Consider the following 14,309-nt stretch of genomic DNA (forward strand, 5'->3'; position numbering starts at 1 on the left):
GGTTAGAGGTCGAACAGCTTGCCTGGGTTCATCACGTTGTTCGGATCGAAGACCTGTTTCACCGCCTTCATATAAGCGATTTCCTCGGGGCCGCGGGAGTAGCCCAGGTAGGGCTTCTTGGTCATGCCGACACCATGCTCCGCGGAAATGGAGCCGTTGTAGCGCTCCACGATTTCAAACACCCACTTGGAGACGTTGTTACATTTCTCGAAGAAATCTTCCTTCGGCAGCGCCTCCGGTTTCAGGATATTCAGGTGCATGTTGCCGTCACCGATGTGGCCGAACCAGACGATCTCGAAATCCGGATAGGCGTCCTGGACCACCTTGTCCACCGCCTCGACGAACTCCGGCACCTTGTCGATGGTTACCGAGATGTCGTTCTTGTACGGGGTGTGCGGCGCGATGGATTCGGAAATCCGTTCGCGCAACTGCCACAGCTGATCCAGCTGCTGCAGCGACTGGCTCATCACGCCATCCAGCACCCAACCCTGTTCCACACAGCGCTCGAACACCGCCATTGCCTGGTCGGCGGTTTGTTCGGAGACCTGCTCGAATTCCAGCAGGCAATAAAACGGGCAATCGGTATCGAAGGGGCGGGAGACGCCGTGCGCCAGCACATGAGCCATGGCCTTGTCGGAGAAGAACTCGAAGGCGGTGAGGTCCAGTTCGGACTGGAAGGCGTGCAACACCTTCATCACTTCCTGGAAGCCGGGTACGCCCAGTACCAGGGCGGTCAGATTTTTGGGCTGGCGGGCCAGCTTCACGGTGGCTTCCACGACGAAGCCCAAGGTGCCTTCCGAGCCGATGAACAAGTGGCGGAAGTCATAACCGGTGGCGTTCTTGATCAGTCCTTTATTGAGCTCCAGCAGCTCGCCTTTGCCGGTGACCACCTTCAGGCCGGTGATCCAGTCCCGGGTCATGCCGTAGCGGATCACCTTGATACCGCCGGCATTGGTATTGATGTTGCCGCCGATCTGGCTGGAGCCGGCGGAGGCGAAATCCACCGGATAGAACAGGCCCTGCTGCTCGGCGTACTCCTGAAGCTGCTGGGTGATCACACCGGGCTGGACCGTGACGGAACGATCATAAGCGTTGAAGTCCAGCACCTTGTTCATCCGGTCAAAGGCCACCACCAGCTCGCCGGACGCCGCCACGGCGCCAGCGGAAAGGCCGGTACGGCCGCCGGAGGGCACCAGGTGCAGACCGTGCTCATTGGCGATTTCGACGATCTGCTGCACTTCGTCAATGGTTTCCGGCAGCAGTACGGCGCTGGGGGCCGGGGCCCAGACTTTGGTCCAGTCCACCCCGTAGCGCTGAGCGCTGTCCTGGTCGGTCAGGCAGCGGGCACCGAGCAGTTCGGTCAGGTGTTCCAGGGCGGCATGGGCTAAAGCGGTCATGGCGACTCCAACAGTCCTCAACTCAACTTGAAAAAGGCAACCGGTCCGGGTGGCTCTCATCCGGGGCGCGCTATGATACCATACGCGCCCATTTAGCCCGCTATAGAGACCACCCATGGCCCATACCTCTCTTGAGAAGGACAAGATCCGTATCCTCCTGCTCGAGGGCATCCACCAGAACGCGGTGGATAATCTGAAGGCGAACGGCTACCACAACGTGGAGCTACTGCCCAAGGCCCTGACCGGCAGCGATTTGACCGACGCTATCAAGGACGCCCATTTCGTGGGGATCCGCTCCCGCACCCAGCTCACCGAAGAGGTGTTCGCGGCGGCGGAGAAGCTGATCGGCGTGGGCTGTTTCTGTATCGGCACCAACCAGGTGGATCTCAAGGCGGCGCTGAAACGCGGCATTCCGGTGTTCAACGCGCCCTACTCCAATACCCGCTCGGTGGCGGAGCTGGTGATCGCCCACACCATCAACCTGATGCGGGGCATTCCGGAGAAGAACGCGGTGGCTCACCGTGGCGGCTGGCTGAAATCCGCCAAGGACAGCTATGAGATCCGCGGCAAGAAGCTGGGGATCGTCGGCTACGGCAACATCGGTGCCCAGGTGTCGGTGCTGGCCGAATCCATGGGTATGAAAGTGTACTTCTACGACGTGGTGCCGAAGCTGCCGCTGGGTAACGCCACCCAGGTGCAGAGCCTCCACGACCTGCTGGGCATGTGTGACGTGACCAGCCTGCACGTGCCGGACACCCCGGCTACCCGCTGGATGATCAAGGAAGAGCAGATCCGGGCGATGAAGCCGAAGAGCTATCTGATCAACTATGCTCGCGGCAAGGTAGTGGACATCGAAGCGCTGACCGCCGCCCTCAGGGACGGTCACCTGCTGGGGGCGGCCATCGACGTTTTCCCGGAGGAACCGAAGGGCAACGATGACGAATTCATCAGCCCGCTGCGGGATTTCGATAACGTCATCCTCACGCCGCACATCGGCGGTTCCACCCATGAAGCCCAGGAAAACATTGGCACCGAGGTGTCCGAGAAACTGATCCGTTACTCGGATAACGGCTCCACCCTGAGCGCGGTGAACTTCCCGGAAGTGGCCCTGCCGGCCCACCCGGATATGCATCGCTTGCTGCATATTCACCAGAATATCCCGGGCATTCTCAGCCAGATCAATACCATTTTCTCCGAGAACGATATCAACATCTGTGGCCAGTACCTGCAGACCAACGAAGATATCGGTTACGTCGTGATCGACGTGAACAAGGGCTACAGCCAGTTGGCCCTGGAGAAGCTGCGGACCATCGAAGGCACCATCCGCACCCGGGTGCTGTTCTAAACCGATCGGGCCCGCCATGTCCGGTGGCGGGTCCTCTGGCTTTCAGGGCTGTCATGGAAGCAGGCCGTGGTTGGGAAAGCAAAACACTCTGCTTGATGCTGGTGTTGCCGTTCTGGCTCGCCGGCTGTGCCATGGGGTCCTTGTTCCAGCCTTATCCGAGCCAGGCCCAATCCTGGGTCCATCCCGCTCCTGGCCGCAACGCCTCCATCGTTCAACACCTCGAACGCGCCGGCAAGGGCCGGGACGGGGTGCTTTATTTGCAGGAACTTGGGCTATTGCAGCAGCGTCTGGGCAACGACGCCGCCAGCCGGACGGTGTTCGCCGATGTCATCAACCACTATGAGCACACCGATGCCCAGGCGCTGATCCGCGTGACCGGCCTGGCATCGCAGACCGGCGCTCTGCTGATCAACGACAACGCTCTGCCCTATCGGGCGCCGGATTACGAGCGTATTTTCACTTACAGCTATCAGGCGCTGAACTACTGGGCCGCCGGCGATGTCACCGGCACCGCGGTGGAATTGCGCCGGGCCGCGCAAGCGCAACGCATGGCCGAACAGCGCCGTGAGAAAGAGCTGGCCAAGGCCGATGAGGACGCTGCCAGCGTCCTGGATCTGTCCCAGTACCAAGGTTACTTCGAAGGTCTGGATCTCGCCGCCGGCGCGGTGAAAAGCAGCTTCCAGAACGCCTGGACCTTCTATCTCTCGGCGCTGTTCTGGGAAGCCCACGGAGAATACAACGACGCCTTGGTGGACTATAAGAAGGCGCTGGAGCTGCATCCCCGGGCGGATTGGCTCAAGGCCGACGTGCAGCGGGTTTCCCGGGCCCTGGACGGCTATCGCGAGCGCGGCATTGGCACCGTGGCGGTGCTCTACGAACAAGGCGAGGTGCCGGCGCGGCAGGAAGTGAGCCTGCCCATTCCCACCCCGCATGGATTGTTCCTGGTGGCGTTTCCTTCTTACTCAGTGACGTCCTGGTCCGCGGCCCGGCCGCTGACGTTTCACGTTGGAGAGCAAAGCGCGCAAACCCGGGTGCTGGCGGATGTCGGCGCCCTGGCGGCACGAAATCTGCGGGAGCAGGCGCCGGGAATGCTGATTCGTCAGGTGCTGCGCGCCACCGGCAAGTATAATCTGCAGAAGAAAGCCAACGACGACTTTGGCGGCGCCGGCGCCTTTCTCACACAGCTGTTCAACCTGATCAGCGAGCAGGCTGACCGGCGCAGCTGGCTGGGCTTGCCGGCCTACGTCCAGGCTGGCCGTATCAGCGTGCCCGTGGGGGAGCAGCAGGTTCTGTTGAGCAGCCCGGGGGGCGATGCTAGCGTGACCGTACCGGTGATGGAGCGCGGTTTAACCTTGATTCACGTGACCGAACGCGCTGGGCGTCTGGTCGCCCGAGTGCTACCCGTTCAGGAGGGACCCTTATGACCCGTTTTCTTTGCCGCGTCGCGCCGATGCTGGCAGTGCTGCTGCTGACGGCATGTTCGGCCAGTAATATGTCGCGCCTGGAAGTGGCGGATGACGGCGAGCATTTGCAGCTGTACTCCAATAACAGCCTGCTGGCCAGCCGCTTGTCGGTGGAGGAAGTGCGGCGCAAGCGGGTCAATGACCTGCTGTACATGCAGGCCACGCTGGAAAACGGCTGGAAGTTTGAACTGGATTTCCAGTACAAGATCAAATGGTTCGACCAGCAAGGCTTTGAACTGGCGCCGCAATCCCAACCCTGGCGCCAGTTGGTGATGGCCGGCCGCAGTCAGGCCAATGTGCAGGCGGTGGCGCCCAACCCCAGTGCCGTGCGCTTTGAAATCTGGGTGCGTGAATAACGCCCCGACCCCAATGGATGTCCGCGAGGAGAAGCGAAGATGCGCGTAGTGATGGCGATAATGCTGGGAGTGGCGCTGCTGGCGAGCGGTTGTGCCTCGAAAGTGGAGTACGGCGACCCCCAGGCGCGGGAGACCGTGACTCCGGATTTCGGCTCCTCCGACCTGCAGATGATCGCCACCAAGATGGTGGATGACATGATGGTGTTCCCACCGGTGGTGGAACTCACCCGCAACCGTCGCCCGGTGCTGTTCGTGGACCGGGTCAAGAATAAGACCAGCGAGCACGTGGACACCGAATCCATCACGGACACCATTCAGTCCAGGCTGATCAACTCCGGCAAGTTCCGTTTCGTCGACATGACCGTGGTGGACCGCGTGCGTCAGCAACTGGAGTACCAACAGGACTCCGGCATGGTGGATCAGTCCACCGCCGCCCAGATGGGGCGGCAGATCGGCGCCGAGTTCATGCTCTACGGTAATCTGTCCTCCATCGTTAAACGGGATAACAGCACCAAGGACGTGTATTACAAATTCACGCTCAAACTGCTGAACATCCAGAGCGGCATCATCGAATGGTCCGGCGAGAAGGAAATCCGCAAGACCCGCAGCCGCAGCCTGTTTGGTTTATAACCGGCTGCCCCAATGGGCACGGAGGCAGTTATGGTGATCCGGTCTTATAGAATCCTCCTGGTGACGCTCGGTCTGTTATTGAGCAGCCTGGTCTGGAGTGCCACCGAAACCGTCAAGGTGACCGCCGAGGGCTATGGTGAAACACCGCAACATGCGGTCTCCGAAGCGCTGGTCGGCGCGGTGCGTCAGGCCGGTGGCGTGGCGCTGGCGGTGGACCCGTCGTTTCGGCGCAAGGTCGGCCAGTGGTTGATTCAGCGTCAGGGCGACGTCAGCACCTGGATCGGCAGCCAGACCTCGGTAGCGGATCCACAGTTGCCTACCCTGGGCAGCTTGCGGAGCTATCAAGTGCTGTCGGTAGATCGGGTCGACGACGCCTTGTGGAAAGCGAGCGTGGAAGCCCGGGTGCTGCGTTATCAGTCCTTGCGTCCGGGGCGTGGACACCTTCCCGCCATCGCGGTGATGCCTTTCGAAACCCGTGCCAATGAATATCAATTGGGTGAAGTGACCATCGGCGCCGCCGAGGTGCAAGGCCGGCTGCGGGACGATCTGGTCGATGCGTTCACGCAGGCAAGCCGGTTCCGGGTGCTTGATCGGGCCCACCAGGCGGTGTTGGAACAGGAAAGAGTAACGGTGTCCGGTGGCAGCGTGGAGCCGGCGGAATGGGCCCGTCTGGGCCGGGTGCAGGGCGCCGATGTGTTGCTGGTGGGGCGCATTGAGGATTTCAGCATCGGCGACCGTCAACGTCGCTTTTACGGTGCCGACTTCCAGGGGTTCGAGCCCCGTGTGCGGATCCGTTACCGGATGCTGGATACCGCCACCGGTGAAGTGCTGTGGAGTGACTTGTTCGACTGGCGGCAGGACGAGGCCACGGTGCGGGCCTGGGCGCGTCTACAGAACATCGAGGATCGCCGCCATCCCGAGCGTCTGGCCGACCGGCTTTACCCCAGCATCGCCCGTGCCTTGAGTGGCGCCGCCACGGACGTGCTGTATCCGGTGCGGGTCCTGAAAGTCAGCGGCGATATGCTCTACCTGAGCCAGGGCGCGGGACGGCTGGAAACCGATGCGATGGTGTCGGTGTACCGGCCAGGGGAGCAGATCAAGGACCCGGACACCGGTTTGCCGATTCAACTGGCCGGGGCGGAGCTGACCCGGGCGCGGGTAATCGAGACCCGTGAAGGGTACGCGCTGGCGCGAGTGACCCGGGCCGCCGCCGCGGTGCAGGCCGGTGACCGGGTGCGGGTGTTGGGGGTCGTGGCATCGGGGGAGCAAGGGCCAGCCGGGCAGCCGCCCTCCCCCGGCTCCTCGGAAGCGCCGATCCGCTGGGACTGACGAGCCGCGATAGCCAATTCCGAGGAGCCGCCGATGGAAGGTTTTTTCGTACAAGCGTTAGTGCTGTTGGGCGCAGCGGTGCTGCTGTTGCCGTTGTTTCAGCGCCTGGGACTGGGCAGTATCCTCGGTTATCTGGTGGCCGGCGTGATCGTGGGGCCGATGGGCCTGGCCGCTATCCAGGGCGCGGATCAGGTACTGCATTTCGCCGAACTGGGCGTGGTGTTGATGCTGTTCGTGGTAGGCCTCGAACTGGCACCACAACAGCTTTGGGCGCGGCGCCGCCAGCTGATGGGCATGGGGGTGAGCCAGGTGGTGTTCAGCGCCGCCCTGCTGACCGGCTTTTTCCTGTGGTGGGGTGAACCCACCAACGCGGCTATCGCCATTGGCGCCACCTTGGCGTTGTCCTCCACCGCCTTTGCCGTGCAAATGCTGGTGGAGACCCGGCAATTGGGCACTCCCCAGGGGCGGGGTGCTTTTTCCATTCTGTTATTTCAGGATCTGGCGGTGATCCCGCTGCTGCTGCTGCTGCCGGCCCTGGCCGGCGGTGCCGAGGGCGCGGATAAACCCAACCTGCTGATCGGGTTCCTGGCGTTGGCCGGCATGGTCCTGGCCGGGCGTTATCTGCTGAATCCCTGGCTTGGCTGGCTGGCCAAGCTGCATAACCGGGAACTGATGACCGCCACGGCTTTGCTGCTGGTTCTGAGCGCCGCCGCCTTGATGGAAATGCTGCACCTGTCCATGGGGCTGGGGGCTTTCGTGGCCGGTATGTTGCTGGCCAACTCGCCCTATCGGGAGCAGCTCGATACCGATATTCAGCCGTTCAAGGGACTGCTGCTGGGGCTGTTCTTCATGGCCATCGGCATGACCATGGACCTGCGCCTGCTGGTGCGGGCACCCTTGGACATCCTGGCCTGGGGTGTGGCGCTGCTGGCGCTGAAAACCCTGGTGTTGATGGTGATCGCCAAAGTCTCCGGCAACAGCTGGCGTGGCGCGCTGCTGTTCGGGTTGCTACTCAGTCAAGGCGGTGAATTCGCCTTCGTGCTGTTCACTCAGGCCGGTGCTCTGGGGTTATTGGGCAGCGACGACATCGGCCGTTTGAACCTGGTGGTGGCGCTGTCCATGGCCGCCACCCCCTTGCTGTTGAAACTGGTTACCCGGCTCTGGCCGGAACAGCGGCCCAGTGCCGCGTTGCCCGAGGAGCCGATGCCCGACAATCAAGAGCCACAGGTGGTGGTGGCCGGATTTGGCCGCTTTGGCCAGATCATTGGCCGTATTCTGCTGAGCCGGAACATTCCGTTCACCGCGCTGGATACCAATCCGGAGCACATCGATACGGTGCGGCGCTACGGCAACCAAGTGTATTTCGGCGACGTTACCCGGCTGGATCTGCTCCATCATGCCGGTATCGGGCACGCCCGGGTGGTGGTGCTGGCGGTGGATGGCGTGGAGGACTCACTGCGCGCCGCTCATTTGATTCTCGAGCATTTTCCCAAGGTAACGCTGATTGCCCGGGCGCGGGACCGCCATCATGCCTATTCCCTGCTGGCGCTGGGGGTGCAGCATGTGGTGCGGGAAACGCTGGAATCCAGTCTGCGCGCCAGCCAGGCGGTACTGACGCAGCTGGGTCTGCCGGAGACCACCGCCATCGATCTGGTGCGCACCTTCCGCGAAGTGGACGAGCGGCTGCTGCGCGAACAGGTGGCCCACCGCGATGAGTTGGAGAAACTGATCGAGCTGTCCGCTCGTGGACGCGAGGAGCTGCAGTCCTTGCTCAGCGCGGATCGGGAGCAGGAATAGACACGATTTCCAGCAGCGTGTCAGCTTGGAGACGGGGCGGCGGTGACGACGAAGACCGCGGTGCTCTGGTACCAGATCTTCAGTTCGCTATCGCACCAGGTCACGGTGGCCACATGAGGGCCAGGCGCCAGGGATTCCGGAGCGAAAGTGTAGCGGATGGTGTCGTCTTCTTTTTCCATCGCGGTCATCGGCGCCACGCTTAGACGCTGGTCCAGGCTGATGTGCACCCTTTCCACGCCATTATCGTCTCCCTCCTCGTTTGCCGGAAAGGCAATGGTTAGGGGGGTGTCGCTTTGGTAAAGACCGCCGGGTCCGGTGCCGCTGGGATTTTCCCAACGGTAGAGGGTGTCATCCGCCTGGGGCGGCAGCTCGATGGCCAGACGTCCTTGCTGGAAACGGGTGATCCAACTGAACGCCACATTATCCGTCATCCCCTCACGCCGGGTCTCGCCGGACACCGTGGTCACCCCGACCTGGGCTCCCGGCGCCACGGCCCGGGTGGTCCAGGTCAGGGCGGGGTCGGCGAGCAGGTCCGCGGCCAGTTCCGCCAGTTCCGAAGTCTGACGGGCGAAGGCCATGATGTCGGGGTAAAGCGCCCGACTTTCCCGGCTGAGTAGATCCCAGCCGGCTTCGGATTCCCTCCGGGCCAGATGGTCCAGAAACAGCCGCACCGTGCTCTGATGTGTTTCCACGGGTACACCGGCCACCGCCGGTGGTCCCGGAGGGTGGGAGAAAGGCGGCGGCGGCGCGGGCCGGGAGGGGCCCTCATCGCAAGCGATCAGCAGCAAACACAAACCTATCGCCAGGGTAGGAAAAAAAGACTTCATGAACCAACCGTGCCATCGATTTCCGCTCAAGGATACTCCCCGCCGTGGCGGTGGCGCCATCATCCATGGCGCACGACATCCACCGGGATACCGTTGGGATCACGGACGACGAAGTGACGGTCGCCCCAGGGTTCGTCCCGCAGTGGCACCTCGATGTCGACCCCGGCGTCGCGGAATCGTTGGTACTGCGCATCCACATCGTCCACATCCACGGCGACCCAGGCGCCGCTGGTTACCGTTTGCCGGAACATGGGGGCTTGTGCCGCCTGATCGGGCTTCAGGAAGCCTAGCTCGCCGCCCCCCAGGGTCAACAAAACGAACCAGTCGCTGTCGAACAGAACCTCGCTGCCGAAGTGGCTCACGTAAAAGTCCCGTGCCGCCGTGGGATCCTTCACCACCAGACCTGACCATAGTTTCATCGTCGATCTCCGTCAGATAGGAGCCCCTGAACAGGCTCCGGGAGGTGTCAGATTAGGGGGCGGCGCGCATCGCGTCTTGAATAAAAGCGACATCGTGATCGGGCAAGATGGCGGCGGCGGGGGTCACGCCCATCACCCGTTTCAGGGTACGGGTCATATGGCTCTGGTCACTGAAGCCGGCGTCCTGGGCCAGCGCCGCCAGGGGCGGCACGCCTTCTTGGGTCAGGGTTCGGATCAGCCATTGGCAGCGGCGGATGGTCAGAAAGGTCCCGGGACTGATACCCAGGCGCTGCTGAAATTGCCTTTGTAGTTGGCGCTTGCTCACTCCGAAGGCATGACAAACAGAGGCGATACCGCTCTTCCAGGGCGCGTGGAGCAGCCAATGATCCAGGGCGTCGGTCTCCGCCGGATAATGCCCCAGCCAGTCCAGTAGCAGCTGATCGAGGATCCGACATGGGTGCGGATGGGTAAAAACTTGGGAACCTAATGTCGCGATCAGTCCTCGATTGTCTGGCAAAGGGAGGGCGCGATCGCGCAGTTCCGCCGCCGGCAGAGGCAGAAAATGACGGTGCTGTCCCGGATGGAAACGAATGCCGAGATAGTGATGGCCGGCCTGTACGCGGGCGGTTCCCGGGGCGGTGGTGGAACCGTAGGCGGTGACGGTGAGGTCGTGACCGGCGGCCAGGACCAGATCCACACAGCCATCGGGCAGGATGCGGTGGTCACCGGCGCTACTGTTCCGGCTAAGCCAGTAATGGCTGATGTAACGCCGCAACCGGGGATGCGGTGCGAGCGGCATCAACAGGTCCACCGTCGAGGCCTCCCATTGTGAGACGGATCAACCCTATCTTACCCGGTTGATCCGTGCCGTCACGCGCCGGACCGCCTCAGGAATCCGGCGCCCGCACCCGGGCGGCGCCAATGCCTCGTGGATCACTGGCGGCGGTGACCTCGCCGGTACGCTTATTCCAATAAATCGCCTGCATGTTGCCGTAGCGGCGGCCGGTGGATTTCAGGGTATGGCCGCGTAACGCCAGCCCACGGGCCTCAGCGGTGTCCAGGAAGTCCGGCTCCACTTCCACTTCGTCAGGCAGGTATTGATGGTGAAAACGAACCCGTGAGACCCAGTCTTCCACCGGTTTGCCATCCACCGCTTCCAGCACGCCGAGCAGTACCATGGAGATAATGCGGCTGCCACCAGGGGTCCCGAGAATGGCGACGCCGTCCTTCATTTCCACGAAGGTCGGCGTCATCGAGGACAGGGGGCGCTTGCCGGGAGCGATGGCGTTGGCCTTGCTGCCGACCAGGCCATAGGCGTTGGGGCTGCCCGGTTTGGCGGAAAAATCGTCCATCTCATTGTTGAGCAGGACTCCGGTGCCGGGGGGCACGAAAGCGCTGCCGAAGGGCAGATTGATGCTGAGCGTGGCGGCGACCCGGTTACCTTCGCCATCGAGTACGGACAGGTGGGTGGTATGGAAGCCCTCCTCCACCGTCACCGGATCACCGAGGCTGGCGCTGGGTGTGGCTTTGTCCAGTTCAATGCCAGCGGCGCGCGCTTTGGCGTAGGACTTACTCACCAACTTATCCACAGGCATATCCACAAAATCCGGATCACCCATATAGCGGGCGCGATCCTGATATCCGCGCCGCATGGCTTCCACCGCAAGATGAGGAAGTAAGTCCTTACTAATCTCGCCGCCATTGAAATTGCTGAGGATATTGAGCGTCTCCATCATCACCAGCCCGCCGGAGGAAGGCGGCGGCGCGGAAACGATACGGGCTCCCCGGTACTCGCCAATGATGGGGGGCCGCTCTTTCACCCGATAGTTTTCCAAGTCTTCCAGGGTCCAGATACCCCCGGCTTCGCGAACCCCTGAAACCATCTTCTTGGCCAGCGGGCCACGGTAGAAACCGTCGAAGCCCTGGTCGGCGATGGCCTGCAGAACCTTGGCCAGATCCGGCTGACGGATCGTCGTGCCGACCTCGGGAATCTTGCCGTCGCGCAGAAAGATGGAGGCCGCTTCCGGGTAGCGATTGAGGACGTCAACGCGGTAGCCGGCCAGGGTCCGATAGTGGTCTTCCACTGGGAAGCCATCGCGGGCCAGACGGATCGCCGGGGCCAGGGTCCGGGCCAACGGCAGACGCCCGTAGCGCTCGCTCAGGTGGACGAAGGCCGCGGCCTGGCCGGGGATGCCGGCGGCCAGGGGACCATTGATGGCTCGGTCGCGCACGACTTTGCCCTGGTCATCCTGAAACAGCGTTTCGGTGGCAGCGGCGGGCGCGGTTTCCCGGGCGTCCACCATGGTTTCATAGCCATCCTTCTGGCGATGCAGCAACCAGAAACCGCCACCGCCCATGCCGGCGGAGTAAGGTTCCACTACCGCCAAGGCGGCGGCCACGGCGATGGCGGCGTCAAAAGCGTTACCCCCCTGATCCAGCACCTCAAAACCGGCCTCGGTGGCGAGAGGGTGGGCACTGGCGATGGCCGCTTTATCGGGGGTGCCGGCCACGGCGGCGGTGGTGCCGCACAGCAAGGCCAAGCCGGCGAGCAGGGACAGCAGCAAGGCACGCGGTGTCATAAGGAGGCTCCTGATTCAATCCGTACCGGTGGGCTCTTCTCTTCACCAAGCATCTTCACCAACGAGCAGGCCGGCGGTGTTACTCGCCGGCCAGTTCTTTCTTGCGGCGCTCCAGCGCGATGGCCACGTTGTCCGGCACGAACTCTCTGACATCGCCATCCAGCAGCGCGATTTCCCGAACCAGGGAGCTGGAAATAAAGGACAAATGCTCGGCCGGTGTGAGGAACACGGTCTCCAGTTCCGGCGCCAGCTTGCGATTCATGTTGGCGAGCTGGAATTCGTATTCGAAGTCACTGACCGCTCGCAGGCCCCGCAGCAGGATGTTGGCTTCCTGGTCCTGGCAGAAGTGCGCCAGCAGCTGGGAAAACCCTACCACACGGACGTTATCGCGTTCCTGAATGCATTCTTCCACCAGCCCGACGCGCTCCTCCAGCGTGAACAGGGGGCGTTTCTTTTCACTGGCGGCCACCGCCACGATCACTTCATCGAACATGTCGGCGGCCCGTTCGATAAGGTCTTTATGGCCGTTGGTAATGGGATCGAAGGTGCCCGGGTAAACAACGCGATTGGTCATGTTCGGCTCGCTTTGTCCTTGAAATGGGGCGCCAAGCATAACGCGATCCATGCGCGCACGCACATTACCGGGAACCTTGCCGTTTTTCCGATGTCCGGCCGTGACTTTCCAGATAGTGGCGGGCGCTGGCCCGAAGCACTTGCGGCATGGGCGGGAGGCGCACGCCGGTGCGTTCCAGGAAGGGCGTGGTGGCACTCAGATCGAACCGCTCCGGCTGGATGAAATGGAGCGCTTCCGGTTCGGTGTTGGCGAATCGAGCCAGGGCGGGCAACCGCAGCAAGTGAGCGAGCAGCGGAATGGGGAAATGGAGTCCGGGGGCGCGGCATCCCAGGGTTTCGGCGATCAGGTTCAGCATCGGCTTCAGGTTTGGCGTGCCCGGGTCCAGCCCAAGGATTCGCCGTGGCGGCGCCGGATCCCGGATGGCGTGATCGATGATCGCGGCCAGGGTATCCACCGGAATCAACGGCAGCCAATGTTCGGGCCCGCCGGGGACCACCGCCAGCCGCCCCCGGGCCAGATTGTCGATCAGAGCGTGCAGGGGTTGCGCCGGATCCAGATCGCCATTGAGGCTGTGGCCCGCCACCGTGGCGGGCTGTACTTCCACCCAGTCCTCGTTGCGCAGCCGCCAGCGCACGGTGATTGCCGCTTCCATTTTGCTGGCTTCATAGGCTCCGGCACGACGGTACACCCGTTGCCAGTCGATGGCCGCCGGATCCTCTCCGTCAATTCCCAGGCGTTTCAGGTGGCGCTGGTTTTCCAGCATGAAGCCGCTGATGAAGACCAGCCGGCAATGCTGATGCCGCGCCAGTCGCGCCACCGCCAGACTGCCGGAAACGTTGGTCCGGCGTGCGGCTTCCGCTGGTAACCGCCAACCGAAGCGGGCGCCCAGATGCACCACCGCGTCCAGTGGCGGCGGGCTGCCGGTAAGGCCGAGATCGGGGGCATCCAGGTCTCCGGGCAGAGCATCGAGGTAGTGGCTGTTTCCTCCGAGCCGGTCCACGGTGGCGCGGAGCTTGGCGAGGGCTTGCGGGTGGCGCATCAGCGCCAGAACGGGCTGCTCCCCGGCGGTGAGCCGGGCGCACAGGTGACGGCCGATAAAGCCGGTGGCGCCGGTGATCAGTAGCGTCATGACGGTTCTCCCTGATGAGTGGCCCGCCACTGTAAAGTGTAGAGTATGCTCTAAGGTCAATATTGATCGGAGAGAAAGGTGCGCATCGCGGAACTGGAACAAAGAACCGGAGTGAGTCGCCACACGCTGCGTTATTACGAGAAACAGGGGCTGCTGCGGGAAGTGGACCGCCGTGGTAACAATTACCGTGATTACCCGGAACCGGCGGTGGAGCGGGTAGCCATGGTGAGGCAACTGAAAGGGCTGGGGTTCTCCCTCAGGGAAATCCGCGAGGTGCTGGACGCGCTACGTGACGATCGTATTGATTGTGCCCGGGGGGCGGCGTTGATGGCGGAAAAACGGGAAGCGGTGGAGCGGCGTATGGCGGAGCTGTCCGAGGTGCGTGATCTGCTGGCGCGGGAGCAGCGAAAGCTGGAGGAAAGTGCCGCGCGATCACGCGGCACCTGAGCGCGTTTGTGGTTGGC

Annotated in this window: 14 protein-coding genes; 7 read left to right on the plus strand and 7 right to left on the minus strand. The window is 62.8% G+C overall.

The window, feature by feature from the left end:
* Positions 1-2: 2 nt before the first annotated feature.
* Positions 3-1,397, minus strand: coding sequence for an FAD-binding oxidoreductase (locus tag RYH70_RS00120; protein ID WP_022997416.1), 1,395 nt, complete (start codon positions 1,395-1,397; stop codon positions 3-5).
* A 115-nt stretch (positions 1,398-1,512) separates the two neighbouring features.
* Here RYH70_RS00120 and serA point away from each other — a divergent pair, with 115 nt between their 5' ends.
* Genes serA through RYH70_RS00150 form a run of 6 tightly spaced genes read left to right on the plus strand, consistent with a single transcriptional unit; the run spans position 1,513 to position 8,317 of the window.
* Positions 1,513-2,742 (plus strand): phosphoglycerate dehydrogenase, encoded by a 1,230-nt coding sequence (gene serA / locus RYH70_RS00125; RefSeq protein WP_022997417.1) that lies wholly within the window; start codon positions 1,513-1,515, stop codon positions 2,740-2,742.
* 53 nt (positions 2,743-2,795) lie between these two features.
* Positions 2,796-4,166 (plus strand): COG3014 family protein, encoded by a 1,371-nt coding sequence (locus RYH70_RS00130; protein ID WP_063141371.1) that lies wholly within the window; start codon positions 2,796-2,798, stop codon positions 4,164-4,166.
* Entirely contained in the window at positions 4,163-4,561 is a 399-nt protein-coding gene (locus tag RYH70_RS00135) for a YcfL family protein (RefSeq protein ID WP_022997419.1), read from the plus strand. The genes RYH70_RS00130 and RYH70_RS00135 overlap by 4 nt, the downstream gene beginning before the upstream one ends.
* A 39-nt stretch (positions 4,562-4,600) precedes the next feature.
* Positions 4,601-5,191, plus strand: coding sequence for a penicillin-binding protein activator LpoB (lpoB, locus tag RYH70_RS00140; RefSeq protein ID WP_022997420.1), 591 nt, complete (start codon positions 4,601-4,603; stop codon positions 5,189-5,191).
* A gap of 30 nt (positions 5,192-5,221) precedes the next feature.
* Positions 5,222-6,520: a CsgG/HfaB family protein gene (locus RYH70_RS00145; protein ID WP_063141373.1), complete on the plus strand. Its 1,299-nt coding sequence runs from the start codon at positions 5,222-5,224 to the stop codon at positions 6,518-6,520.
* Between the two features lie 33 nt (positions 6,521-6,553).
* Positions 6,554-8,317: a monovalent cation:proton antiporter-2 (CPA2) family protein gene (locus tag RYH70_RS00150; RefSeq protein WP_022997422.1), complete on the plus strand. Its 1,764-nt coding sequence runs from the start codon at positions 6,554-6,556 to the stop codon at positions 8,315-8,317.
* Positions 8,318-8,337: 20 nt separating this feature from the next.
* On the opposite strand, the gene RYH70_RS00155 is transcribed toward RYH70_RS00150, so the two are convergent.
* The 6 genes from RYH70_RS00155 to RYH70_RS00180 form a co-directional block, all read right to left on the minus strand.
* Entirely contained in the window at positions 8,338-9,144 is an 807-nt protein-coding gene (locus RYH70_RS00155) for a hypothetical protein (protein WP_022997423.1), read from the minus strand.
* A 59-nt stretch (positions 9,145-9,203) separates the two neighbouring features.
* Positions 9,204-9,563, minus strand: a complete 360-nt coding sequence (locus RYH70_RS00160) for a VOC family protein (protein WP_022997424.1) — start codon at positions 9,561-9,563, stop codon at positions 9,204-9,206.
* 52 nt (positions 9,564-9,615) lie between these two features.
* The gene (locus tag RYH70_RS00165) at positions 9,616-10,362 is read right to left on the minus strand and encodes a helix-turn-helix domain-containing protein (protein ID WP_317009605.1); all 747 of its coding nucleotides are present in this window, start codon (positions 10,360-10,362) and stop codon (positions 9,616-9,618) included.
* 88 nt (positions 10,363-10,450) lie between these two features.
* Positions 10,451-12,142, minus strand: coding sequence for a gamma-glutamyltransferase (gene ggt, locus RYH70_RS00170; protein WP_317009606.1), 1,692 nt, complete (start codon positions 12,140-12,142; stop codon positions 10,451-10,453).
* A 79-nt stretch (positions 12,143-12,221) separates the two neighbouring features.
* Positions 12,222-12,716: a pantetheine-phosphate adenylyltransferase gene (gene coaD, locus RYH70_RS00175; protein WP_026948814.1), complete on the minus strand. Its 495-nt coding sequence runs from the start codon at positions 12,714-12,716 to the stop codon at positions 12,222-12,224.
* Between the two features lie 64 nt (positions 12,717-12,780).
* On the minus strand, positions 12,781-13,845 hold the full coding sequence (locus RYH70_RS00180) for an SDR family oxidoreductase (RefSeq protein WP_022997428.1): 1,065 nt from the start codon (positions 13,843-13,845) through the stop codon (positions 12,781-12,783).
* Between the two features lie 78 nt (positions 13,846-13,923).
* On the opposite strand from RYH70_RS00180, the gene RYH70_RS00185 reads away from it, so the two are divergent.
* Positions 13,924-14,292 carry a MerR family transcriptional regulator gene (locus RYH70_RS00185; protein ID WP_022997429.1) on the plus strand — a complete coding sequence of 123 codons (369 nt, stop codon included), beginning with the start codon at positions 13,924-13,926 and terminating at the stop codon, positions 14,290-14,292.
* Positions 14,293-14,309: the final 17 nt, after the last annotated feature.

The organism is Alloalcanivorax xenomutans, assembly GCF_032810065.1.
Taxonomy (GTDB): domain Bacteria; phylum Pseudomonadota; class Gammaproteobacteria; order Pseudomonadales; family Alcanivoracaceae; genus Alloalcanivorax; species Alloalcanivorax xenomutans.